General features: G+C 67.9%; 19 protein-coding genes. 11 read left to right on the plus strand and 8 right to left on the minus strand.

Annotated features, from left to right (window positions below):
- The gene (locus C1927_RS09150; protein WP_079221566.1) at positions 1-981 is read right to left on the minus strand and encodes a hypothetical protein; all 981 of its coding nucleotides are present in this window, start codon (positions 979-981) and stop codon (positions 1-3) included.
- Positions 978-1,532 carry an RNA polymerase sigma factor gene (locus tag C1927_RS09155; RefSeq protein ID WP_265349652.1) on the minus strand — a complete coding sequence of 185 codons (555 nt, stop codon included), beginning with the start codon at positions 1,530-1,532 and terminating at the stop codon, positions 978-980. The genes C1927_RS09150 and C1927_RS09155 overlap by 4 nt, the downstream gene beginning before the upstream one ends.
- 263 nt (positions 1,533-1,795) lie before the next feature.
- Here C1927_RS09155 and C1927_RS09160 point away from each other — a divergent pair, with 263 nt between their 5' ends.
- Positions 1,796-4,585 (plus strand): EAL domain-containing protein, encoded by a 2,790-nt coding sequence (locus C1927_RS09160; protein ID WP_108746505.1) that lies wholly within the window; start codon positions 1,796-1,798, stop codon positions 4,583-4,585.
- 33 nt (positions 4,586-4,618) lie between these two features.
- Here C1927_RS09160 and C1927_RS09165 read toward each other — a convergent pair whose 3' ends face one another.
- Entirely contained in the window at positions 4,619-5,212 is a 594-nt protein-coding gene (locus tag C1927_RS09165) for a TIGR00730 family Rossman fold protein (RefSeq protein WP_079221569.1), read from the minus strand.
- A gap of 102 nt (positions 5,213-5,314) precedes the next feature.
- Positions 5,315-6,811 carry an aminotransferase class III-fold pyridoxal phosphate-dependent enzyme gene (locus C1927_RS09170; protein ID WP_079221570.1) on the minus strand — a complete coding sequence of 499 codons (1,497 nt, stop codon included), beginning with the start codon at positions 6,809-6,811 and terminating at the stop codon, positions 5,315-5,317.
- A 210-nt stretch (positions 6,812-7,021) separates the two neighbouring features.
- Here C1927_RS09170 and queA point away from each other — a divergent pair, with 210 nt between their 5' ends.
- From queA to fabV, 6 genes are all read left to right on the plus strand, one after another.
- Entirely contained in the window at positions 7,022-8,089 is a 1,068-nt protein-coding gene (gene queA / locus C1927_RS09175) for a tRNA preQ1(34) S-adenosylmethionine ribosyltransferase-isomerase QueA (RefSeq protein ID WP_079221571.1), read from the plus strand.
- A 132-nt stretch (positions 8,090-8,221) separates the two neighbouring features.
- The gene (tgt, locus tag C1927_RS09180; protein WP_079221572.1) at positions 8,222-9,352 is read left to right on the plus strand and encodes a tRNA guanosine(34) transglycosylase Tgt; all 1,131 of its coding nucleotides are present in this window, start codon (positions 8,222-8,224) and stop codon (positions 9,350-9,352) included.
- A gap of 136 nt (positions 9,353-9,488) precedes the next feature.
- Entirely contained in the window at positions 9,489-9,833 is a 345-nt protein-coding gene (gene yajC, locus C1927_RS09185; protein ID WP_057498089.1) for a preprotein translocase subunit YajC, read from the plus strand.
- A 61-nt stretch (positions 9,834-9,894) separates the two neighbouring features.
- On the plus strand, positions 9,895-11,751 hold the full coding sequence (secD, locus tag C1927_RS09190; RefSeq protein WP_079221573.1) for a protein translocase subunit SecD: 1,857 nt from the start codon (positions 9,895-9,897) through the stop codon (positions 11,749-11,751).
- A 15-nt stretch (positions 11,752-11,766) separates the two neighbouring features.
- On the plus strand, positions 11,767-12,747 hold the full coding sequence (gene secF, locus C1927_RS09195; protein ID WP_079221574.1) for a protein translocase subunit SecF: 981 nt from the start codon (positions 11,767-11,769) through the stop codon (positions 12,745-12,747).
- A 721-nt stretch (positions 12,748-13,468) separates the two neighbouring features.
- Positions 13,469-14,728: an enoyl-ACP reductase FabV gene (gene fabV, locus C1927_RS09200; protein ID WP_079221575.1), complete on the plus strand. Its 1,260-nt coding sequence runs from the start codon at positions 13,469-13,471 to the stop codon at positions 14,726-14,728.
- A 92-nt stretch (positions 14,729-14,820) separates the two neighbouring features.
- Here the strand turns inward: fabV and C1927_RS09205 are convergent, their stop codons facing one another.
- From C1927_RS09205 to C1927_RS09215, 3 genes are all read right to left on the minus strand, one after another.
- Entirely contained in the window at positions 14,821-16,890 is a 2,070-nt protein-coding gene (locus C1927_RS09205) for an EAL domain-containing protein (protein WP_079221576.1), read from the minus strand.
- A gap of 91 nt (positions 16,891-16,981) precedes the next feature.
- Complete coding sequence (locus C1927_RS09210; RefSeq protein WP_079221577.1) at positions 16,982-18,166, minus strand: NAD(P)/FAD-dependent oxidoreductase; 1,185 nt, start codon at positions 18,164-18,166, stop codon at positions 16,982-16,984.
- Complete coding sequence (locus tag C1927_RS09215; protein ID WP_079221578.1) at positions 18,163-18,711, minus strand: YaeQ family protein; 549 nt, start codon at positions 18,709-18,711, stop codon at positions 18,163-18,165. Before C1927_RS09215 ends, C1927_RS09210 begins: the two co-directional genes overlap by 4 nt.
- Before the next feature lie 122 nt (positions 18,712-18,833).
- On the opposite strand from C1927_RS09215, the gene C1927_RS09220 reads away from it, so the two are divergent.
- Positions 18,834-19,196: a hypothetical protein gene (locus C1927_RS09220; protein ID WP_079221579.1), complete on the plus strand. Its 363-nt coding sequence runs from the start codon at positions 18,834-18,836 to the stop codon at positions 19,194-19,196.
- Positions 19,193-20,080 carry a pseudouridine synthase gene (locus C1927_RS09225; protein ID WP_079221580.1) on the plus strand — a complete coding sequence of 296 codons (888 nt, stop codon included), beginning with the start codon at positions 19,193-19,195 and terminating at the stop codon, positions 20,078-20,080. The genes C1927_RS09220 and C1927_RS09225 overlap by 4 nt, the downstream gene beginning before the upstream one ends.
- Positions 20,081-20,136: 56 nt before the next feature.
- Here the strand turns inward: C1927_RS09225 and C1927_RS09230 are convergent, their stop codons facing one another.
- On the minus strand, positions 20,137-20,625 hold the full coding sequence (locus C1927_RS09230) for a YaiI/YqxD family protein (RefSeq protein WP_079221581.1): 489 nt from the start codon (positions 20,623-20,625) through the stop codon (positions 20,137-20,139).
- Positions 20,626-20,929: 304 nt separating this feature from the next.
- Here C1927_RS09230 and C1927_RS09235 point away from each other — a divergent pair, with 304 nt between their 5' ends.
- Both C1927_RS09235 and C1927_RS09240 read left to right on the plus strand, forming a co-directional pair.
- Positions 20,930-21,139 carry a cold-shock protein gene (locus C1927_RS09235; protein WP_004153307.1) on the plus strand — a complete coding sequence of 70 codons (210 nt, stop codon included), beginning with the start codon at positions 20,930-20,932 and terminating at the stop codon, positions 21,137-21,139.
- A gap of 120 nt (positions 21,140-21,259) precedes the next feature.
- Positions 21,260-21,949, plus strand: coding sequence for a glutathione S-transferase (locus C1927_RS09240; RefSeq protein WP_079221582.1), 690 nt, complete (start codon positions 21,260-21,262; stop codon positions 21,947-21,949).
- Positions 21,950-21,971: the final 22 nt, after the last annotated feature.

A 21,971-nucleotide genomic window follows, 5' to 3' on the forward strand; every position in this document is an offset into this window, starting at 1 on the left:
TCAGTCGTCCAGCAGCGGGCGCAGATCCCTTGGCAGGCGCGCTTCGGGATACGTCTGCAGGTAGCGCTCCAGGCTGGCACGGGCGAGGTCGCGCTGGCCGTTGTCGCGGCGCTCGCGGATCTTCTGCAGCCACTGCCGGCGCGGCAGCCTGGCATCGGCTGCGACTTCCGAATGCACCGCGTCGGCGCTGAGCGAGGCATCGCTGGAGCGGCGCAGCATCACGCCCGGCGCGCTGGTCGGCGCGGGCGCGGTATTGGCCTTGAAGGCGGTGGGTGCTGCACGGCGCTGGCTGCGGGCGGCGTCGGCGCTGGCCGCGGCTTCACCCTGGATCGCGTCCAGCTCGGCCGCAGCCGGGGCCGAATAGGCCACCGGTGCTGCGGGTGCCGCGGGCGCTGGCGGCGCAGGCGGTGCGGGTGCGAAGGCGGCCTCGGCAGCGGGTTCGGCAGGCAGGCTGCGCAGGGCGATGCGGGGCGCGGGTTCGGCCACCTCCGGGGCCGGGGCCGCCTGCGCCTCGGGCCTGCGGGCAACGGCGGGTTGGGCGGCCTGCTTGGCTGCAGCCTGCGGCGCGGGCAATGGCGGCGGCGGCGCAACCTCAGCCGCAGCGGACATGGGCTGCGGTGCCTGGGCATCGGCCGCAGCGGCGGCATCGGCGTCGGCGGCGGGCGCGGTGGCGATCTGTGCTTCCTGTGCCGGCAGCACCGGCGGTTCCGGGCGCATCTGCCAGGCAATGCCGACGGCGAATACCATCGACGCGGCGATGCCGAACACGGCCGGCCAGCGCCGCTGCGGCCGGCGCGCGGTCGACGTCGTGGCGGTGTTGTCGGCTGCTGCCGCTGTGTCTGCGGCAGTCGTGGACACCGATGCACGCGCGGCCGCCAGGATCGCCGCGTCCAGCGCAGCAGGCGGTGCCTGGTCGTGGCGGCGACCGATCAGGCCGGCCAGCGCACGTTCTTCAGGCGACAGGGGATCGTCTCGATTCATGCCTTCAGTCCCGCACGCAGCTTGTCCATCGCATAGCGCAGCCGCGATTTCACTGTTTCCCGGCCGACGCCGGTGATCTGGCCGATCTCCTCCAGGCTCAGTTCCTGTTCCAGCCGCAACTGCAGCACCTCACGCTGCTCGGGCGGCAGGTCTTCCATCGCCAGCTGGATGCGCCGGCGCTGCTCGAATTCAGACAGTTCAGCTTCCGGGGTCTGCCCGTCTTCCAGCGCAGCCAGGCGCAGATCGGCGTCGGCCGGCGCGGCAGGGCGATGGCGGGCGGCACGCCAGTGGTCGTTCAGGCGGTTGTGCGCGATACGGAACAACCACGTGCTGAATGCAGCATCGGGCTGCCAGCCGGCGCGGGCGCTGATCACCCGCTGCCAGACGTCCTGGAAGATCTCTTCGGCCAGCGCGGTGTCGCGCAGTTGCCGCAGCAGGAAGCCGAACAGGCGCTTGCGATGGCGCGCATACAGGCTTTCGAACGCCTGCAGGTCGCCACCGGCCCAGGCCAGCATCAGCGCTTCATCGGTTGGCAGGGCGGTCGCTTCCACGGCATACAGGGTAAGGCCTGCAGGCGGTGGCGCATAGCCGTTGGCGGGGGCGGGGAGGGCGCAGTTCACGGCGGTTCGCGGGCGGGTGTCGACAGGAACAACGTGCCGGCGCACGAAACGGGGTTGGCGGGCTTCCATTCCCCCCCCGGTGCCGCGTTATGCTCGCCCGCTCAGGGGAGGCGACGCTGTAGCGGCGCCAAGAGAACGTCATTTTGTCCACGCAAGCCGACCGTGTGTCATCGCTGTCACCTCACGAGGCCGTCTTGAGCACGGCGCTGGTGCGCGCGCTGCATGCGCTGCTGCCGGACGCCGCGATCGTGCGGGTGGGGTGGAACGACCCGCAGCTGGGCCGCGGCCGGGACAGCTGGCCGCAGGGCGCCAGCGATGGCGAGCTCGACGGGGACGCGGGGATATGGGAGCACGCTGCCTGGGAGCACGATGGCGCACAGCTGTCGCTGCGGGTGCGCGGCGCGTCGCCTTCGGAAGCCTGGTGGGGGGTGTCGCGGCAGGCGATGGAGCTGGCCCTGCAGCGTGGCCGCCAGGCCGGACAGATCCGTGCCCTGGAACAGGCTGAACGGCTTCAGCAGGCGCTGTTCCAGATTGCCGATCTGGCCGGTGCCGACCTGGAAATGGGCGAGATGCTGCGCCACGTGCATGGCGTGCTCGGCTCGCTGATGTACGCCGAGAACTGCTACATCGTCGAGTACGACGATGTGCGCGACCAGATGCGCTTCCTGTATTTCGCCGACCAGGTGGATGACTTCGTGGCTGACCCTTCGATCAGCTACGACGCCGGGCAGATGCCGCGCAGCCTGACCGTGGCCCTGCTGCGCCATGGCAAGCCGCTCAGTGGCCCGTCGCGCGAACTGCTGGCCGATGCCGAGGAAGAGCACGACCCCGAGCGCGGCCCGGAAAGCCTGGACTGGCTGGGCGTGCCGATGCTGCGCGATGGCCGCGTGTGCGGCGCCATCGTGGTGCAGAGTTACGAACAGGCTGCGCTGTATGGCGAAGCCGAGCGCGCGCTGCTGGGCTTCGTTGCCCAGCACGTGCAGACCGCGATGGACCGGCGCCAGGCACAGGTGCGGCTGGAACAGCAGGTGGAGCGACGCACGCTGGAGCTGCAGCGTGCCAACCGCAGCCTGCAGGACGAAGTGGCCGAGCGCCGTCGTGGCGAACAGCTGCAGACCGCGCTCTACAACATCGCCGAGATGGCCATGTCGGCCGACAGCCTGGCCCAGTTCTATGGGCAGGTGCATGGCGTGGTGGGCCGGCTGCTGGACGCGCGCAACTTCTACATCGCACTGGTCAATGCGCGCAGTGACGGCCTGGATTTCGTCTACTCGGTGGATGAGCACAACAGCTCGCGCGCGCCGCGCGCCTTCAGCCGCGGCCTGACCGAATACGTGGTGCGCCACCGACGCCCGCTGCTGGCATCGCGTGCGCAGATCGACGCGCTGCTGGCCACCGGCGAAGTGCGTGAGTCCGGCGCGCGTTCGCACTGCTGGCTGGGCGTGCCGCTGCTGCGCGACGACGAGGTGGTCGGCGCGATCGTGGTGCAGAGCTACACCGACCAGATCGCCTTCAGCGTGCACGACCAGCGGCTGCTGACCTTCGTGGCGCAGAACATCGGTACCGGCCTCGCCCGCCAGCGCGACCAGCAGCGGTTGCGTTCGGCGCATGCCGAGCTGGAAAAACGCGTGGAAGAACGCACGCGCGAACTGGCTGAAGTGAATGACAAGCTGCTGGGCCAGATTGCCGAGCGGCTGCGCGCCGAGCAGCGCCTGACCCACCAGGCCATGCACGATGCGCTGACCGGGCTGCCCAACCGCCTGCACCTGCTGGACCGCCTGCAGGATGCGCTGGCGCTGGCACGCCGCGAAGGCGGCCCGGTGTTCGCGATGCTGTTCCTGGACCTGGACCGCTTCAAGCTGGTCAACGACAGCATCGGCCACGCCGCCGGCGACCGCATGCTGGTGGAAGTGGCCAAGCGCATCGTGTCCATGGCCGGCGACGGCGATGTCGTGGCACGGCTGGGCGGCGATGAATTCGCCGTGCTGCTGCAGTGCCCGCAGGGATTGGCCCAGGCGCTGGATTTCGGCCAGCGCCTGCTGCTGGCCCTGCAGGAATCGATGTGGATCGCCGGGCGCGAACTGTTCCCCTCCGGCAGCCTCGGCATCGCCCTGTGGAATCCGCATTACCGCACCGGCGAAGAGCTGCTGCGCGATGCCGATGCGGCGATGTACCGGGCCAAGGCACAGGGCCATGACCGCTGCGCGATCTTCGATGAGGACATGCGCGAGCAGGCCATGCGCAGCCTGGACCTGGAAGCGGACCTGCGGCGGGCGATCAACAACCGCGATTTCGTGCCGTTCTACCAGCCCATCGTGCGCCTGTCCGATGGCGAGGTGGTGGGCCACGAGGCGCTGCTGCGCTGGCAGCACGAGCGCCGCGGCCTGCTGCTGCCCGGCGCCTTCCTGGAGCTGGGCGAGGAGAGCGGCCTGATCGAGCAGGTCGACTGGCTCATCTACGAGCAGGTCATCGCCGGCCTGGCCGACGGTGGGCGTGGCTATGTGTCTGTGAACGTGTCACCGCGGCATTTCCGTTCGGCCGATTTCAGTGCGCGCCTGTTCGGCCTGCTGGAAGCCAATGATGCCGATCCGCAGCGGCTGCGGCTGGAGATCACCGAGGTGGCATTGCTGGACGACGGCCCGCATACGCTGCGCATCCTCAAGGGGCTGCGCGAGCGGGGCATCCAGGTGCAGCTGGATGATTTCGGGACCGGCTTCTCGGCGCTGTCCTACCTGCACCGGTTCCCGATCAGCACGCTGAAGATCGACCAGAGCTTCATCGCCGGCCTGCATGGGCCGGAGGCCCAGAGCACGCGCGCGCTGGTGGAAGGTGTGCTGTCGCTGGCGCGCACGCTGGGCATCGAGACCATCGGCGAGGGCATCGAGACCGAGGCCCAGCGGCAGAGCCTGTTCGAGCTGGGCTGTGACTACGGCCAGGGCTACCTGCTGGGGCGGCCGGCACCGTGGACGCGCGCGGTGGCCTGAACCACCGCGCAGGCCAGGCACGCTGGGCCACGCTCAACGCAGCGCGGCGCGTCGCTTCTCGTCGATCCACTTCGAGGCCTGGGCCGGCTCGTAGGCCTGCATCCAGGCCAGCATTTCATCGATGTCCGAGCCGTACCACAGGTCCTGGCGCTGTTCCGGGTGCAGGAAGCGCTCTTCCACCATGCGGTCGATCATGCCGATCAGCGGGGCATAGAAGCCGTCCACGTCCAGGAAGGCGCAGGGCTTGTTGCCGATGCCGAGCTGGCGCCAGGTGAGCATCTCGAAGATCTCTTCCATGGTGCCGAAGCCGCCGGGCAGGGCGACGAAGCCGTCGGACAGGTCGAACATGCGCGACTTGCGCTCATGCATCGAGCCGACGATTTCCAGTTCGGTCAGGCCGCGGTGGGCCACTTCCCAGTCGGCCAGCTGGCGCGGGATGACGCCGGTCACTTCGCCGCCGGCGGCCAGCACGGCGTTGGCGACGGTGCCCATCAGGCCGACGTTGCCGCCGCCGTAGACCAGGCGCATGCCATCGCGGGCGATGCGGTCGCCCAGCGCCATGGCGCGTTCGGTGTAGACCGGCTTGCTGCCAGCGTTGGAGCCACAGTAGACGCAGAGGGACTTCATGGGGGATTCCTGTCTCTTGGTGCGGAAACGAAAACGCCCCGCCGGCAACCGGGTCAGCGGTCGCGGGCGGGGTGTTGGTCGATTATGACGCGTTGGCGCGGATTACGCGGCGGCGGCCTGCTCGCGGCGCGGGCCTTCACGCAGGGCGCGGCCGACCAGGCCCACCAGCAGGTCCAGCTCGTCGCTGTCCATGCCGAAGTGCGGGGTGAAGCGCAGCGAGTTCTCGCCACCGTGGATCACGTTGATGCCGTGCTGGCGCAGCCATTCCTCGGTGGAACCGGCGCCATAGCACTTGAACTGCGGGGCCAGCTCGCAGGAGAACAGCAGGCCGGTGCCCTGCACCTTGGTGATCAGCCCGCCCAGCTCGCTCTTCAGCTGTTCCAGCTTGCGCACGGCCTCGGCGCCGCGTTCGGCGATGTTGGCGCGCACCTGCGGGGTGAGCTGGGCCAGGGTGGCGCAGGCCACGTCCAGCGCACGCGGGTTGCTGGTCATGGTGTTGCCGTAGATGCCCTTGCGGTACAGCTGGGCGGCATGCTCGGTCACGGCCAGCACCGACAGCGGGTACTGCGCGGCATTGAGCGCCTTGGAGTAGGTTTCCATGTCCGGCGGATCCAGGCCTTCGAAGCCCGGGTAGTCCACCACCGACAGCACGCCGTGGGCACGCAGGCCGGCCTGGATCGAATCGAGCAGCAGCAGGCTGCCGTGGGCGCGGGTCAGCTCGCGGGCCACCGCATAGAATGCCGGCGGCACCGAACGGCCCGGGTCGCCTTCACCCATCACCGGTTCCAGGAACACCGCTTCGATGAACCACTGGTTGCGCTCGGCATCCTCGAACACCTTGCGCAGGCCGGCCTCGTCGTACGGGGCGACCGTAATGACCGAATCCTCGCCACGGTAGCTGGCCAGGTGCTGCTGGTAGCTCTTGCGGCTGGAATCGGAATACAGCGCCGGGCGGTCGGTGCGGCCATGGAAGCTGCCCTTGATGACCACGCGCTTGATGGCGGCACCGGCATGGCGCGCACCCGGGTCGGTCTGCAGCTTGGCGTTGACGTCGGCGATGCGCGCGGCCAGGCCGACCGCTTCGGAGCCGGAGTTCAGGCACATGAAGCGGGCGAACGGGCAGCCGCCGCGGCGGTGGCCGATCTCCGCGCGCAGGGCGGTGATGAAGCGCTGCTGCGACAGGCTGGGGGTCATGATGTTGGCCATCACCTGCGGGCGCGACATCGCTTCGAGCACCGCATCAGGGGTGTGGCCGAAGCCGAGCATGCCGTAGCCGCCTGCGTCGTACAGCACCGCGCCCTTCAGGGTGACCACCCACGGGCCGCGCGCGGCCAGCGCCACGTACGGGGTCACCGCGTCGTCGGCATAGAAATTGACGAAGCCGTCCTGCATCGCGTCGATCTGCGCCTGCTCGTCCTGCGCCAGCAGCGGCCCCAGCTCCTGCTGCACGCGCCCGAACTCGTCGGCGGCCGCTTCCACGGCGGCAACCAGCTGCGGGTGGCGGGCCGACAGTGCGACCAGGGTGGCGTCGTCCAGGCCGGTGGTGATGCGGCTGCCGGGCTGGGCGCGGAGGGGGGCGAGGCGTTCGATGAAGCTCATTGCAGATCTCCTGAAACAATGGGTCGCACGGGCCTTCAAAAGCAAAACGCGCGTCATCACGCGCGCTTGGGGCGGACTCGTGCTGCGGACTTCCGTTCCGATGCTAGCACTAGTTTTTTTGCGCGATAACCCCGCAGAAACCTGCTGCATAGCAGCATATTGCCCGACGTTCGCCACGAAGCGCGCTGGCTCGCAGGCGCTGGACGTACAATGCGCGCCAATGTCGACCTGTTGCCGATCACTGCCTTGAAGAAGTCCGATTTCCACTACGACCTGCCGGCCGAACTGATCGCCCAGGCGCCGCTGGCCGAGCGTTCGGCCAGCCGCCTGATGCTGGTGCCGCCGGCGCCCGCCGCCTTCACCGACGTACAGGTGCGCGACCTGCCGTCGCTGCTGCAGCCGGGCGACCTGATGGTGTTCAACGACACCCGGGTGATCCCGGCGCGGTTGTTCGGGCAGAAGGCCAGTGGCGGCCGCGTGGAGATCCTGATCGAGCGCCTGCTGGGCGGCCAGCAGGCGCGTGCCCAGGTGGGCGCCAGCAAGTCGCCCAAGGCCGGCAGCCGCATCGCCCTGGATGCCGGCGGCGAGGCCGAGGTGCTAGGTCGCGACGGCGAGTTCTACGTCCTGCAGTTCCACGTGCCCGAGTCGCTGGAGCAGTGGCTGCTGCACGCCGGTCGCCTGCCGCTGCCGCCGTACATCCAGCGCGAACCAGGCATGGACGACCGCGAGCGCTACCAGACCGTGTTCGCCCGCGAAGTGGGCGCGGTGGCCGCGCCGACGGCCGGCCTGCATTTCGACGAGCCGCTGCTGGCGGCCTTGAAGGCCAAGGGCGTGGACTTCGGCCACGTCACCCTGCACGTGGGCGCAGGCACCTTCCAGCCGGTGCGCGCCGATGACCTGAAGGACCACGTGATGCACCGCGAGTGGCTGAACGTGGGCGCTGAACTGGTGCAGCAGGTGCGGCGCACCCGCGAGGCTGGCGGCCGGGTGATCGGCGTGGGCACCACCGTGGTGCGCGCGCTGGAAAGCGCGATGCGCGAGGGTGAACTGCTGCCGTTCGCCGGCGAGACGCAGATCTTCATCACCCCCGGCTACCGCATCCGCAGCGTGGACGCGATGGTGACCAACTTCCACCTGCCGGAAAGCACGCTGCTGATGATGATTTCCGCGTTTGCCGGCAAGGAGCGCGTATTCGAGGCCTACCAGCACGCGATCGAGCAGCGCTACCGCTTCTTCAGCTACGGCGACGCGATGCTGCTGTTCCCGCAGGCGGGGTAGGGGGCTGACCTCTGCCTGAGTGTGGTGGGTGCGCACCGTTGGTGCGCACTTCAGGGCCATGCCCGGCGCTACCGGAGCAGGGACGGCGGTTTTGGGAGACAATAGGCGACTATTTGCCTGAACGACCGCTCCATGTCCCGATTGCAGTTCCAGCTCCAGACCCGCGACGGCCGTGCCCGCCGTGGCCGCCTGACCTTCCCGCGTGGCACGGTGGAAACGCCGGCCTTCATGCCGGTGGGAACCTATGGCTCGGTCAAGGGCATCCTGCCGGACCAGGTGCGCGCGCTGGGCGCCGAGATCATCCTCGGCAACACCTTCCACCTGTACCTGCGGCCGGGCCTGGACATCATCGCCGACCACGGTGGCCTGCACGGCTTCTGCCAGTGGGATGGCCCGATCCTGACCGATTCCGGCGGCTTCCAGGTGTTCTCGCTGGCGCACCGCCGCAAGATCACCGAGCAGGGCGTGACCTTTGCTTCGCCCACCGACGGCGCCCGCGTGTTCCTGGGCCCGGAAGAGAGCATGAAGATCCAGAAGGTGCTCGATTCGGACGTGGTGATGATCTTCGACGAGTGCACCCCGTACCCGGCCACCGAGGATGTCGCCCGCCGTTCGATGGAGCTGAGCCTGCGCTGGGCCCAGCGCAGCCGCAACGCGCATGACGAGCTGGGCAATGACGCAGCGCTGTTCGGCATCGTCCAGGGCGGGGTTCACACCGACCTGCGCAGCCGCTCGGCCGAGGCCCTGCAGGCGATCGGCTTCGACGGCTATGCCATCGGCGGCCTGGCCGTGGGCGAACCGGAGCACGAGCGCAACGCCATGCTCGACCACCTGGACCCGGAGCTGCCGGGCGACCGCCCGCGCTACCTGATGGGCGTGGGCCGGCCGGAAGACCTGGTCGAGGGTGTCGCCCGTGGCGTGGACATGTTCGACTGCGTGATGCCCACCCGCAATGCCCGCAACGGCCACTATTTCACCTCGTTCGGCACCGTACGCATCCGCAACTCGCAGTATGCGCGCGACATGGACCCGATCGAGCCGGGCTGCGGCTGCGTGGCCTGCAGCGGCGGCTACACCCGCTCGTACCTGCGCCACCTGGACCGCTGCAACGAGATGCTGGCGCCGATGCTGGGCACCCTGCACAACCTGTTCTATTACGAAAAACTGATGGCCGACATCCGCGCGGCCATCGAGGCGGGAACCTTCCAGGCCTTCCGCGAGTCCTTCTATGCAGCACGCGGGGCGGTCGCGCCGCCCCTGTAACCCCGCAGCACCCCTGCCGAACGGCCCAAGGACGAACGTCCGGGGCCGTGGCATACTTCAAGGCTGACCCAGATCCGCGGTCGACACCCTGCGCCCGTCAAACGGGCCTGAGCGCCGCCCAACCTAAGGACCAACGATGAACCTGCTTGCTTTCCTGATTCCCGCCGCCCACGCCCAGGCCGCCGGCGGCCAACCGCAGGGCATGGGCCTGACCACCCTGCTGTTCCCGATCATCCTGATCGCCATCATGTACTTCCTGATGATCCGCCCGCAGATGAAGCGGCAGAAGGAACACAAGGCCATGCTGGAGAAGATCAAGCGTGGTGACGAAGTGCTGACCAACGGCGGCATCGCCGGCGTGGTCACCGACATCGGCGACAACTTCATCACCATTGAAGTGGCTGACAACGTGCGCATCCGCGTGCAGAAGGGCGCTGTCGGCAACGTGCTGCCGGCCGGTACCCTGAAGTCGGCCCAGTAAGCCACTCCCTTTCCGATGCACAACCGCGGCGCCGGGGATGGCGCCGCGCGGGACCCAAGCAATGCTCGAATTTCCACGCTGGAAGTACGTCGTCATCCTGATCGTACTGGCGCTCAGTACCCTGTATGCGCTGCCCAACATCTACCAGAAGGACCCGGCCGTCCAGATCACCGCCAACCGTGGCGGAGTGGTCGATGACGCGCTGCGCGACCGTGTGCTGGCCGACCTGAAGAAGGCCGGTGTCACCACGATCGGCGCCGAGAAGGAAGGGGACAGCCTGATCGTCCGCCTGCCGGACCTCAAGGCCCAGTCCGCGGCCAGCGATGCGCTGCGTGACACCGTGGGCGAGAACTACACGGTGGCCCTGAACCTGGCCTCGACCGTGCCGGACTGGCTGGCCAAGCTGGGTGGTCGCCCGATGGTGCTGGGCCTGGACCTGCAGGGCGGCGTGCACTTCGTGCTGCAGGTCGACCAGAAGGCTGCGCTGGACAAGCGCCTGGACGCCTACACCGAAGACGTGCGCAGCACCCTGCGTGACGCGCGCATTCCGTACCAGTCGGTCGAACGCCGCGCCGACAACACCATCGTGGCCAACCTGAGCCCGTCGGCCGGTGAAGATGCTGCTGCCAACGCCCGCACGGCGCTGGTCAAGTCGCAGCCCACCCTGGGTTACGACGTCAGTGGCAGCCGCATCACGGTGACCATTCCGGAGGCGGAAATCACTCAGATCGCCAACGGCGCCATCGAGCAGAACATCAACACCCTGCGCAACCGCGTGAACCAGCTGGGCGTGGCCGAGCCGATCATCCAGCGCCAGGGCGCCGACCGCGTGGTCGTGCAGCTGCCGGGCGTGCAGGACACCGCCGAAGCCAAGCGCATGATCGGTGCCACCGCCACCCTGGAATACCGTGCGGTGGTCGAAGGCAACGCGCAGGACGCCATCGCCTCCGGCCGCATCCCGCCGGAAGCCAAGGTCTACCAGCAGCGTGATGGCCGTGGTCCGATCCTGTTGAACAAGCGCGTGATCGTCACCGGCGACCAGATGGTCGGCGCGCAGGCGGTGACCGACACCAACAGCGGTGCCCCGGCGGTCAGCGTGACGCTGAACAACGTCGGCGGCCAGCGTATGTTCGACTTCACCAGCGCCAACGTGAACAAGCCGATGGCCGTGGTCTACACCGAGCGCGTGCCCACGGTGACCGAAGTGGATGGCAAGGAAGTGCGCGGCTTCAAGGTCAACGAGGAAGTGATCTCGGTGGCCAACATCAACGGCGTGTTCGGCAAGAACTTCCAGACCACCGGTCTGCAGAAGAAGGAAGCCGAGGACCTGGCCAAGCTGCTGAAGTCCGGCTCCCTGGCGGCGCCGATGGACTTCGTCGAAGAGCGCGTGGTCGGCCCGAGCCTGGGTGCGGAGAACGTCAAGAACGGTATCACCGCGGTGGTCTACGCGTTCCTGTTCACCCTGGTGTTCTTCACCGTCTACTACCGCATGTTCGGCTTGATCACCTCGCTGGCGATGCTGTTCAACCTGCTGATCGTGGTGGCGGTGATGTCGCTGTTCGGCGCGACGATGACCCTGCCTGGCTTTGCCGGCCTGGCGTTGTCGGTCGGTCTGTCGGTGGATGCCAACGTGCTGATCAACGAGCGTATCCGTGAAGAGCTGCGTGCCGGCGTGCCGGGCAAGACCGCGATCGTGACCGGTTACGAACGTGCGTCGGGCACGATTCTCGACGCCAACCTGACCGGCCTGATCGTCGGCGTGGCCCTGTTCGCCTTCGGCACGGGCCCGCTGAAGGGCTTCGCCCTGACCATGATCATCGGTATTTTCGCGTCGATGTTTACCGCGATCACTGTATCGCGCGCCCTGGCGACGCTGATCTATGGCCGTCGCAAGAAGCTCCAGAACGTGGCCATCTGACGGGACGACTCGCACATGAAAATTTTTCCGCTGCACATCCTCCCGAACGACACCCAGATCGACTTCATGCGCTGGCGCCATGTCGCGATGGTCGTCACGATCATCGTGTTCCTGGCATCGATCGGCATCATCGGTTTCAAGGGCTTCAACTACGCCCTGGACTTTACCGGCGGCACCCTGATCGAAACCCGTTTTGAAAAGGCCGTGGACGTCGAGCAGGTACGCGACAAGCTCGAGGAGGGTGGCTTTGACGGCGCCCAGGTCCAGAGCGTGGGTGGCAACACCGACCTGCTGATCCGCCTGGCCCCGCACGGCGAACATGCACCGGGTACCGGTGCGGCCGCCGACGAGGACAAGGCCACCGCTGCGGCAGTGGTCAAGGCGCTGTCCACCGCTGACAACCAGGCCACCGTGCTGAGTACCGCCTTCGTCGGTCCGCAGATCGGCAAGGACCTGGCGATGAACGGTCTGTACGCCACCATCTTCATGCTGGCTGGCTTCCTGATCTACATTGCAGTGCGCTTCGAATGGAAGTTCGCGGTTACCGCCAGCATCGTGGCGATGTTCGACCTGATCGTGACGGTGGCGTACGTGTCCCTGCTGGGCCGTGAGTTCGACCTGACCGTGCTGGCCGGCCTGCTGTCGGTGATGGGCTTTGCGATCAACGACATCATCGTGGTCTTCGACCGCGTGCGCGAAAACTTCCGCAGCCTGCGTGCCGAGCCGATGGAAGTGCTGAACCGTTCGATCAACCAGACGCTGTCGCGTACGGTGATCACCGCGGTGATGTTCTTCCTGTCTGCGCTGGCCCTGTACATGTACGGCGGCAGCTCGATGGAAGGCCTGGCCGAGACGCACATGATCGGTGCGGTGATCGTGGTGCTGTCCTCGATCCTGGTGGCGGTGCCGATGCTGACCATTGGTGCCCTGCGCGTGACCAAGCAGGACCTGCTGCCGAAGGCGAAGGACGTCGAGGCCCTGGCCCGTCGCCCGTAAGCCCCCCGCTGCACGCAGTACACAGAGAACCCCGCGCAAGCGGGGTTTTTTGTTGGCAGGGCTGCGCCCTGGTACGCGTCATCGCATGCGCGCTGTCGCTCCCACGCTTCGCTGCGCGAACCGTGGGCCCCACTTACCAGCTCCCAGACCCCCGCCGCTTCGCGGCCGCCCCCTGACTCAGGGGGCTTTGCCCCAGACCGGTTCCGCGCGGCTGTGGGTGGGTGCCGACCGTTGGTCGGCACATCTGTCAGATATCGAATGAGTCATCCACGCATGGCGTGGATCTACCGTGTCGACCAACGTCGACACGATTTTCCCATCAGACATCGATATCCGACCCAGTGCCGACCAACGGTCGGCACCCACCAGAGCAGAAAGCCGTTCGGACAGATCGCGGAGAACCGTCGAAGGCGGGGTGGGGCCGGTTGAGGGGGTGTGAGCGCCATGGATGGCGCGACCAAGCCCCCATGGACGGGTTTACGGCGTCCCCCTCAACCGGACCCACCCCGCCAACCCGCAGGAACCCAGCTTTTGACGTTGACGTTGACGTTGATCCAGCAGGTGCAGGGCTGCAAGCCCTGCAAAACAAACCCCACCCTACGCCAGCGTCGGTTGTGCAATCTTCCCCCGCGCACTACGATCCTGCGGTTCGCGCGCACCTGCGCGCGCCCGCATTCCTGCTGAGCGCCCCGTGCGCCGCATCTGCCAACCCGAGGTATCCATGGTCATCAAACCGCGCGTCCGCGGCTTCATCTGCGTCACCACCCACCCGACCGGCTGCGAGGCGGCGGTCAAGCAGCAGATCGACTACATCCGCGCCCGGCCGCCGATCCAGAACGGCCCCAAGCGCGTGCTGGTCATCGGTGCCTCCACCGGCTACGGCCTGGCTGCGCGCATCACCGCCGCGTTCGGCAGCGGCGCTGCCACCCTGGGCATCTTCTTCGAACGCCCGGGTAGTGAGACCAAGCCGGGCACGGCGGGCTGGTACAACTCCGCGGCGTTCCACAAGTACGCCGACGAAGCCGGCCTGTATGCCAAGAGCATCAACGGCGATGCCTTCTCCGATGAAGTGAAGGCCAAGGCCATCGAGATGATCAAGGCCGACCTCGGCCAGGTCGACCAGGTCGTCTACAGTCTGGCCGCGCCGCGCCGCAAGCACCCCAAGACCGGCGAGATCATCAGCTCCACGCTGAAGCCGATCGGCGAGCCGATCGTCCTGCGCGGCCTGGATACCGACAAGGAAGTGCTGACCGAGACCCACCTGCAGCCGGCCACGGCTGAGGAGATCGCCGGCACCGTCGCGGTGATGGGTGGCGAAGACTGGCAGATGTGGATCGATGCGCTGTCCGAGGCCGGCGTGCTGGCCAACGGCTGCACCACCACCGCCTTCACCTACGTGGGCGAAGAGATCACCCAGGCGATCTACTGGAACGGTTCGATCGGCGCGGCCAAGAAGGACCTCGACGACAAGGTGCTGGGCCTGCGCGCATCGCTGGCGAAGATCGGCGGCGACGCGCGCGTGTCGGTGCTCAAGGCCGTGGTCACCCAGGCCAGCTCGGCTATTCCGACCATGCCGCTGTACCTGTCGCTGCTGTTCAAGGTGATGAAGGCGCAGGGCACGCACGAAGGCTGCATCGAGCAGCTCGACGTGCTGTACGACATCCTCTACGGCGGCAAGGCGGACGGCGTGGCTGTCGACCGCCTGCGCCACGACCTCGTCGATGGCCAGGGCCGCACGGTCGCCCTGGTGGACGAGGAAGGCCGCCTGCGCGCCGATTACAAGGAAATGGCCCCGGAAGTGCAGGGCAAGGTGCTGGAGCTGTGGCCGCAGGTGACCAACGAAAACCTGTACGAGATCAGCGACCTGGCCGGCTACAAGGCCGACTTCCTGCGCCTGTTCGGTTTCGGCGTGGACGGCGTGGACTACGAGGCCGACGTCAACCCGGACGTCAAGATCGCCAACCTGGTCGACCTGACCTGACAACCCCGTGGTAGTGCCGGCCGCTGGCCGGCATTGCGGGTATGCGTGGTTGCCGGCCAGCGGCCGGCACTACCATGACGGCATTGCCGCGTTCAGCCGAAATCGAAGTTCATCGACGGCAGCGCCGGGCCGACGAACTCGCCCTGCACGTAATCGACGCCTGCGCTGAACAGCAGGGTCATCGAGTTCGCATCGCTGACGAACTCGGCCATGGTGCGGATGCCGGCTTCCTGCGCACGTGCGGTGATCTGGCTGATGCGGTCGATGTTCTCGCGGGTCGCGCCAAGGTCGCTGGTGAAGCCGCGATCCAGCTTGAGGAACTGCGGCTCGAAGTGGGCCAGCAGCTGGAACGAATCCAGCCCCGAACCGAACTGCTCCAGGCCGATCCGGCAACCCAGCGGGGCGACGTCGGCCAGGAACTGCTGGGCGGCGCGCAGGTGGGTGAACACCTTGACCTCCGGCGCATGCAGCCACAGCCGTTCGCCCGGTACGCCCTGGGCCTGCAGCTGCTGGCGCAGGGTGGCGATCATCTTCGGGTCGTCGAACGACTCGGGGGTGACCTTGACCAGGATCTGCGTGTCATGGCCGGCACGGGCGCGTGCGCCGAGCACGTCGATGGCCTTCGAGACCACCCAGCGGTTGATGTCGCCCAGCAGGCCGTGCTCCTCGGCAATGCCGAGGAAGGCGGTCGGGCTGAGCAGCTCGCCGTTGTGCTCCAAGCGCAGGTAGGCCTCGTACAGCTCCAGCGGCTCGCCCTGCAGGTTCAGCACCGGCTGGTAGTGCAGCTGGAAGCCGTCACCTGCCAGCGCCTCGCGGATGCGCGCGACCCAGCGCTGCACGCGCTCTTCCTCGATGCGGTCGACCGCAGCCGGGTCGAAGATGCGCGAAGTGTTGCCCAGCGCGGCCGCAGCCTGCGCGCACTCGCTGGCACGCGCCAGCACCTGGCCGATGCTGGCGATCTTTTCGCCCACCTGCACGCCGCCGAGGCTGACGGTGACCGTGGCCGAGCGTGCGCCGATGGTGAACACGTGCGCGGCAAAGGCTTCGCGGATGCGCTCGGCCAGGGCCAGGGTCTGTGCGTAGGCGCCGGCCTGCAGCACGGCGAAGCTGTGTTCGCCGAAGCGCGCCATCTGCGCATCCTCGCCCACCACGTCAGCCAGCAGCGCGGCCATCGCGCCGATCAGGGTGTCGGCCGAGGCCAGGCCGATATCGGGGATCAGGCGCGCGTAGTGGTCCGGCTCGACCAGCAGCAGGCCGAACTGGCCCTCGCTGCGGCCGGCCTGGGCCACGGCATCTTCCACCTGCAGCATGAAGGTGGGGCGGTTGAGCAGGCCGGTGACCTGGTCGCGCTGGCGCAGGTCCTCGACCTCGCGGGCCAGTTCGGTGTCCAGTTCCAGCCGGCGGCGGAACACCACCTGCAGGCAGGATTCGCCTTCGTAGGTGGCGGCGGTGAATTCCATGGTGGCCGGGAACGCACTGCCATCCTGGTGGCGCGCATCCAGCTGGTACTGCGGCGGCGGCGCCTCGCCACGGCTGAGTGACTTCAGCAGCTGCTTGAAGCTGTCCACGTGCTGGGCGGCGACCATGTCCAGCAGCGAGATGCCTTCGACCTCGTCGAAGTCCTCGTAGCCGAACATTTCCAGATAGGCATCGTTGGCACGGATGTGCATGCCTTCGTGGACATAGGCGATGGGGTCGCGCGAGGAGGCGATCAGCGCGTCGCAGCGGCGCTCGGTCTCGCGCATCTGCGCCTCGATGCGGCGCAGGCCACGGCGCGCCTGCAGGTCGACCCACTGGTCGCGGACCACCGCCAGCAGATGTTCATTGCGCTGGCGCAGCGCCAGGGCGCGGACGCCGTTGCTGCTGGCCTGGACCAGTTCGTCCTCGTCGATGTGATCGGCCAGCAGCACCAAGGGGATGTCCTTGCCGCTGGCGGCGATGTGCTGGGCCACCAGTGGCAGTGGGATGCCCTGCGACGGCGAGGCCAGCACCAGGTCGATGGCCTGGCTGGCCAGCACCTGCGACAGCTCGGCCGAATCCTGTGGCCGCCACGGGCGCACGGCGATGCCGCTGTTGCGCAGGGTGCTGACGATGGCTTCGGCGTTCTCGCCGCTGTCATCGACGATCAGCAGCCGGATGGTGATGTCGTTCGCGTTCTGCATGCACTGCTCCCCAATCTGCAAATCTAGATACACGATGCGCGGCGGTCCGTCCATGCGCTCGCCCCTTGCGGGGTTGGAACGGCGATGCGGTTCACACCACGCTGCCGGCGGCATGGCCGCTGGCCCAGGCCCACTGGAAGTTGTAGCCGCCCAGCCAACCGGTCACGTCCAGCACCTCGCCGACGAAGTGCAGGCCGGGCACGCGCTTGGACTCGAGGGTGGCCGAAGAGACCTCGGCCGTGTCCACCCCGCCGAGGGTGACTTCGGCGGTGCGGTAGCCTTCGGTGCCGCTGGCCACCAGCGGGAAAGCGCCCAGCAGCTGCCCGGCCTGGCGCAGCACCGGTTCGTCCAGCTGCCGCACCGGGCGGTCCGGCAGCCAGTGCTCGCACAGGCGCTGGGCCAGCCGCTTGGGCAGCACCTCGGCCAATACCGTGCGCAGTTCGGCCGCCGGCCGGTCGCGTTTCATCTGCCGCAGCCACTCGGTCGCGTCCTGGCCCGGCAACAGGTCCAGTTCCAGGGCATCGCCGGGTTGCCAGAACGAGGAGATCTGCAGGATGGCCGGCCCGCTGACGCCACGATGGGTCAGCAGCATGAAGTTCTGGAAGTGCTTGCCGTTGCAGCGCGCCTCGATGGGCAGGGCAACGCCACTGAGGTCGGCCAGCCGCTCCTGGTGGGTGCCACTGAGGGTCAGCGGTACCAGGCCGGCGCGGGTGGGCAGGATCTGGTGGCCGAACTGGCGGGCCACCTCGTAGCCGAAGCCGGTGGCGCCCATGCTGGGGATCGACAGGCCGCCGGTTGCCACCACCAGCGAGGCGCAATGGAACAGGCCATCGGTGGTGTGCACGCGGAAGCCATCGCTGCCGTGTTCGATGCGCTGCACGCTGCAGTCGGTGCGGATCTGCACGCCGGCTGCCTGGCACTCGTCCACCAGCATCTTCACGATCTGCTTGGACGAGACATCGCAGAACAGCTGCCCCAGTTCCTTTTCGTGATAGGCGATGCGGTGCTTGTCCACCAGCTCGATGAAGTGCCACGGCGTGTAGCGCGCCAGGGCCGACTTGCAGAAATGCGGGTTGGCCGAGACGAAGTTGGCCGGCGTGGTGCCGGTGTTGGTGAAGTTGCAGCGCCCACCACCGGACATCAGGATCTTCTTTCCGACCTTGTTGGCGTGGTCGATCACCTGCACGTGGCGGCCGCGCTGGCCGGCCGTGATCGCAGTCATCAGCCCGGCTGCGCCGGCACCGATGACCAGCACGTCGCAGCGGATCGTACTCATGCCTTGGCGCGCTTGCGCCAGTCCGGAATGATGTCGAGCTGGATCTGGTCGTTGAGGAGCTGCACCTCGCCGTCCTGGATCAGCACGCTGAAACGCATGGCGCGCTGGATCTGCTGGCCCCACTGTTCGACGAAGGCGCCGTCGAGGTCGACCACCGACAGGTTGTCGAAGCGGGCAAGGCCCTTGCCCTGCTTGTTCCACCAGATCTCGGACGCGTTGCCGCCGTAGTTCACCACCTGCACCTGGCGGCTGCGGTTGCAGGCCTTGCGCACGCGCGACTCGTCTGGGTGGCCCAGGTCGATCCACTGCAGGATGTCGCCGGTGTAATCGTGGTTCCACAGGTCCGGTTCGTCGTCGGTGCTCAGGCCGCGGCCGAACTCCAGGCGGTCGTCGGCATTGAGGGCGAAGGCGAGCAGGCGCACCATCAGGCGATCGTCGGTTTCCGACGGGTGCTGGGCCAGGGTCAGGTTGTGGGTCGCGTAGTAGCCGCGATCCATGTCGCTGATCTGCAACTCGGCCTTGCGGATGGTGGCGGTGAGGGCCATGGGGAATCCGTCGACTAAAGACGACCATGATAGAGGTTTGCTGTAAGGGTGTCCGTCGCCAGGGTGTCTGCCGGGCGTCAACGATGGCACTCTGGCGGTGCTTTCCCTCCTGCCGCCCGCGCATGCCCCGTTTCCCGATCCGCCGTCTCCGTATCGCCGACGCCGACTTCGTCTGCAGCGTCCGCGCATCCGCGCCGGGTGCGCGGCCTGCCAGCGTGGTGTTCGCCGCCTATGCGCCCGGGCGCCGGCTGCGCATGCGCTTCAGCAGCGCCCCTGCGCAGCGGCGGCTGGCGGCTGAGGCCGGGCTGGACCACGGCAGCCTGCGCATGGCCGACGGCACCTGGATCAACCTGCACCGGCCTGCGGTGATGCGTGCGCTGGTCCTGGCGGCGCTGGGCGATGGGCTGGGCGACGGCATGGAGCTCGATGGCTGGCAGGTGCTGGACGCAGCCACGTTGCCGGCGCCTGGGCCCGCCACGCCATGAGCCTGCCCAGCCGCCTGCAGCTGCCGCCGGGTGACTGGGCGTGCCTGCTCGATGGGCTGTGCGCGCGCTTCCCGCGCATCGGCCGCGGGCAGTGGCAGGACCGTTTCGCCCGGGGCCGGGTGCAGGACGCGCAGGGCAGGGCGCTCGCGCCGGACCAGCCCTGGCAGGTCGGGCTGGACATCGTCTATTTCCGCGAGGTCAGCGACGAACCGCGCATCCCGTTCAGCGAGCGCATCGTGTACCAGGATGAGCACCTGCTAGTGGCCGACAAGCCGCACCACCTGCCGGTCACGCCCGCAGGCGGCTACGTGCGCGAGACCCTGCTGGCGCGGCTGGTGGCGCGCACCGGCAACACGGACCTGGTGCCGCTGCACCGGCTTGACCGGCTCACCGCAGGGCTGGTGCTGTTCTCGCAGCGGCCCGATTCGCGCGATGCCTACCAGCGGCTGTTCCGCGAACGGCGTATCGACAAGACCTATGAGGCGCTGGCGCCCGCGTTGCCGGGCCTGCAGTTCCCGCTGGAGCGGCGGAGCCGGATCGTGGCGGGCGAGCCGTTCTTCCGCATGGCCGAGGCACCGGGTGAGCCGAACGCGCGCACCCGGGTGGACGTGATCGCGGCCGACGCGGCGATCTGGCATTACCGGCTGCGGCCGGAAACCGGGCGCAAGCACCAGCTGCGCGTGCACATGGCGGCGCTGGGCGCACCGATCCTCGGCGATGACCTGTATCCGCACCTACAGCCAGCGGCGGATCCGCTGCGGGCGCCGCCATTGCAGCTGCTGGCGCGGGCCCTGGCGTTCCAGGATCCGCTGGATGGGCAGCGCCGGGTGTTCAGCAGTGACCGCTCGCTGCAGGCGCCGGACAGCCCGGCCGACGCGGTCTGATCAGCGGGGCCTGATCACTGCGGATTGATCACTGCGGATTGATCACTGCGGATTGATCACCGCGGCTTGATCCGGGCCAGCCAGCGGTCCAGCTCGGCGGCGAACAGCTGGCGGTCGCGCTGGCCCAGCGGCGGCGGGCCACCGGTCTGCACGCCCGACCCGCGCAGCTCTTCCATGAAATTGCGCATCGACAGCCGCTCGGCCATGTTGTTGGCGGTGTACAGCTGGCCGCGCGGGTTCAGGGCGACGGCCTTCTTCTCCAGCACCAGCGCAGCCAGCGGGATGTCCTGGGTGACCACCAGGTCACCGGCGGCGACCCGCTCGACGATGACACTGTCGGCCACGTCCTGGCCCTGTGGCACCTGGAGGGAGCGCAGCCAGCGCGAGGGCGGTGTGCGGATCCACTGGTTGGCGACCAGGGTCAGCTCCAGGCCGACCCGCTCGGCGGCGCGGAACAGGATGTCGCGGATGACAACAGGGCAGGCGTCGGCATCGACCCAGATCCTCGGATGCCCGTGTTCAGCGGGGGTTTCAGCTTCAGTCATCTACCCGGTGTAGGGTAGGAAAAACCTGAATGGGGACTCGGGTTTAGCCTCGATCGGCTGCCAGCCCTTGTCACGCCTAGCCGGGCAGGGGATGCGGCTGAATGTCGGGGCTATCGCTTTTTCCTGAAAACACGCGTATCGTTCGACCCACTGTGTTTGCTAGGGTCACCGTGAATCGTGGCCTGGTGCAGTTGATCTCACGATCCGCTCATCGATCCGCTTTACCAACGCCTGCAACTCAGTCTCGGCCCCGATACCCGGTGGCTGCGATTTTTTTCAACATGTGTTTCAGGAGTTAGTAACTATGTCTGATCGTCAGACCGGCACTGTCAAGTGGTTCAACGACGCCAAGGGCTTCGGCTTCATCACCCCGGAAAGCGGCCCGGACCTGTTCGTGCACTTCCGTGCCATCCAGGGCACCGGCTTCAAGACCCTGCAGGAAGGCCAGAAGGTTACCTTCATCGCCGTCCAGGGCCAGAAGGGTATGCAGGCTGACCAGGTGCAGGCGGTCTAATCCGTCTGCTACCGTTTGGTAGCCAGAAACGCCGGAAGCGAAAGCTTCCGGCGTTTTTTTATGCGCGCGATGCATGCACCCCCGCGCGGTACGATGCGCGCTTCCCCTAGGAGCCCACCCATGCGCATCGTCCACCACCTGGAAAACTCCCGTTCGCTGCGCGTGCTGTGGATGCTGGAGGAGCTGGGGCTGGACTACGAGCTGCGGCGCTACCCGCGCGATCCGAAGACGCTGCTGGCGCCGCCGGAGCTGCGCCAGGTCCACCCGCTCGGCAAATCGCCGGTGCTGCAGGATGGCGATCTGGTGCTGGCCGAGTCCGGGGCGATCCTCGATTACCTCGTCGACCGCTACGACACCGGGCGGCAGTTCTCGCCGTCGCCGGTACCGGCCGACGGTGCCGAGCGCATCGACTACCGCTACTGGCTGCATTACGCCGAAGGTTCGGCGATGCCGCCGCTGCTGCTGACCCTGGTGATCGGCCGCATCCGCAGCGCGCCGATGCCGTTCTTCGCCCGGCCGATTGCCCGCGGCATTGCCGACAAGGCCGAGCGCAGCTTCATTGGTCCGCAGCGTCGCCTGCACCTGGATTGGATGGAGCGGAGGCTGGCCGAAAGCCCCTGGTTTGCCGGTGATCGCTTCACCGCGGCCGACATCCAGATGAGTTTCCCGATCCAGGCGGCTGCGGCCCGTGGCGGTGGCCTGGACGACAAGCCGGCCCTGCGCAGCTTCCTTGCGCGCATCGGCGAGCGCCCGGCCTACCGGCGCGCCGAGGCGCACGGCGGCGCCCTGCAGGCCCTGCGCGGCGATTGAGGAGCGGCCCTGCCGCCCCCAT

It is taken from the genome of Stenotrophomonas sp. ZAC14D1_NAIMI4_1 (genome assembly GCF_003086775.1).
Lineage (GTDB): Bacteria > Pseudomonadota > Gammaproteobacteria > Xanthomonadales > Xanthomonadaceae > Stenotrophomonas.

What these genes read in the sequence shown, in the direction of transcription:
- secF (WP_079221574.1), top strand. Translation starts at nt 11,767, where the DNA reads ATGAAAATTTTTCCGCTGCACATCCTCCCGAACGACACCCAGATCGAC.
- fabV (WP_079221575.1), top strand. Translation starts at nt 13,469, where the DNA reads ATGGTCATCAAACCGCGCGTCCGCGGCTTCATCTGCGTCACCACCCAC.
- C1927_RS09215 (WP_079221578.1), bottom strand. Translation starts at nt 18,711, where the DNA reads ATGGCCCTCACCGCCACCATCCGCAAGGCCGAGTTGCAGATCAGCGAC.
- C1927_RS09210 (WP_079221577.1), bottom strand. Translation starts at nt 18,166, where the DNA reads ATGAGTACGATCCGCTGCGACGTGCTGGTCATCGGTGCCGGCGCAGCC.
- C1927_RS09220 (WP_079221579.1), top strand. Translation starts at nt 18,834, where the DNA reads ATGCCCCGTTTCCCGATCCGCCGTCTCCGTATCGCCGACGCCGACTTC.
- tgt (WP_079221572.1), top strand. Translation starts at nt 8,222, where the DNA reads ATGTCCCGATTGCAGTTCCAGCTCCAGACCCGCGACGGCCGTGCCCGC.
- C1927_RS09205 (WP_079221576.1), bottom strand. Translation starts at nt 16,890, where the DNA reads ATGCAGAACGCGAACGACATCACCATCCGGCTGCTGATCGTCGATGAC.
- secD (WP_079221573.1), top strand. Translation starts at nt 9,895, where the DNA reads ATGCTCGAATTTCCACGCTGGAAGTACGTCGTCATCCTGATCGTACTG.
- yajC (WP_057498089.1), top strand. Translation starts at nt 9,489, where the DNA reads ATGAACCTGCTTGCTTTCCTGATTCCCGCCGCCCACGCCCAGGCCGCC.
- C1927_RS09170 (WP_079221570.1), bottom strand. Translation starts at nt 6,811, where the DNA reads ATGAGCTTCATCGAACGCCTCGCCCCCCTCCGCGCCCAGCCCGGCAGC.
- C1927_RS09225 (WP_079221580.1), top strand. Translation starts at nt 19,193, where the DNA reads ATGAGCCTGCCCAGCCGCCTGCAGCTGCCGCCGGGTGACTGGGCGTGC.
- C1927_RS09235 (WP_004153307.1), top strand. Translation starts at nt 20,930, where the DNA reads ATGTCTGATCGTCAGACCGGCACTGTCAAGTGGTTCAACGACGCCAAG.
- C1927_RS09165 (WP_079221569.1), bottom strand. Translation starts at nt 5,212, where the DNA reads ATGAAGTCCCTCTGCGTCTACTGTGGCTCCAACGCTGGCAGCAAGCCG.
- C1927_RS09150 (WP_079221566.1), bottom strand. Translation starts at nt 981, where the DNA reads ATGAATCGAGACGATCCCCTGTCGCCTGAAGAACGTGCGCTGGCCGGC.
- C1927_RS09240 (WP_079221582.1), top strand. Translation starts at nt 21,260, where the DNA reads ATGCGCATCGTCCACCACCTGGAAAACTCCCGTTCGCTGCGCGTGCTG.
- queA (WP_079221571.1), top strand. Translation starts at nt 7,022, where the DNA reads ATGCGCGCCAATGTCGACCTGTTGCCGATCACTGCCTTGAAGAAGTCC.
- C1927_RS09230 (WP_079221581.1), bottom strand. Translation starts at nt 20,625, where the DNA reads ATGACTGAAGCTGAAACCCCCGCTGAACACGGGCATCCGAGGATCTGG.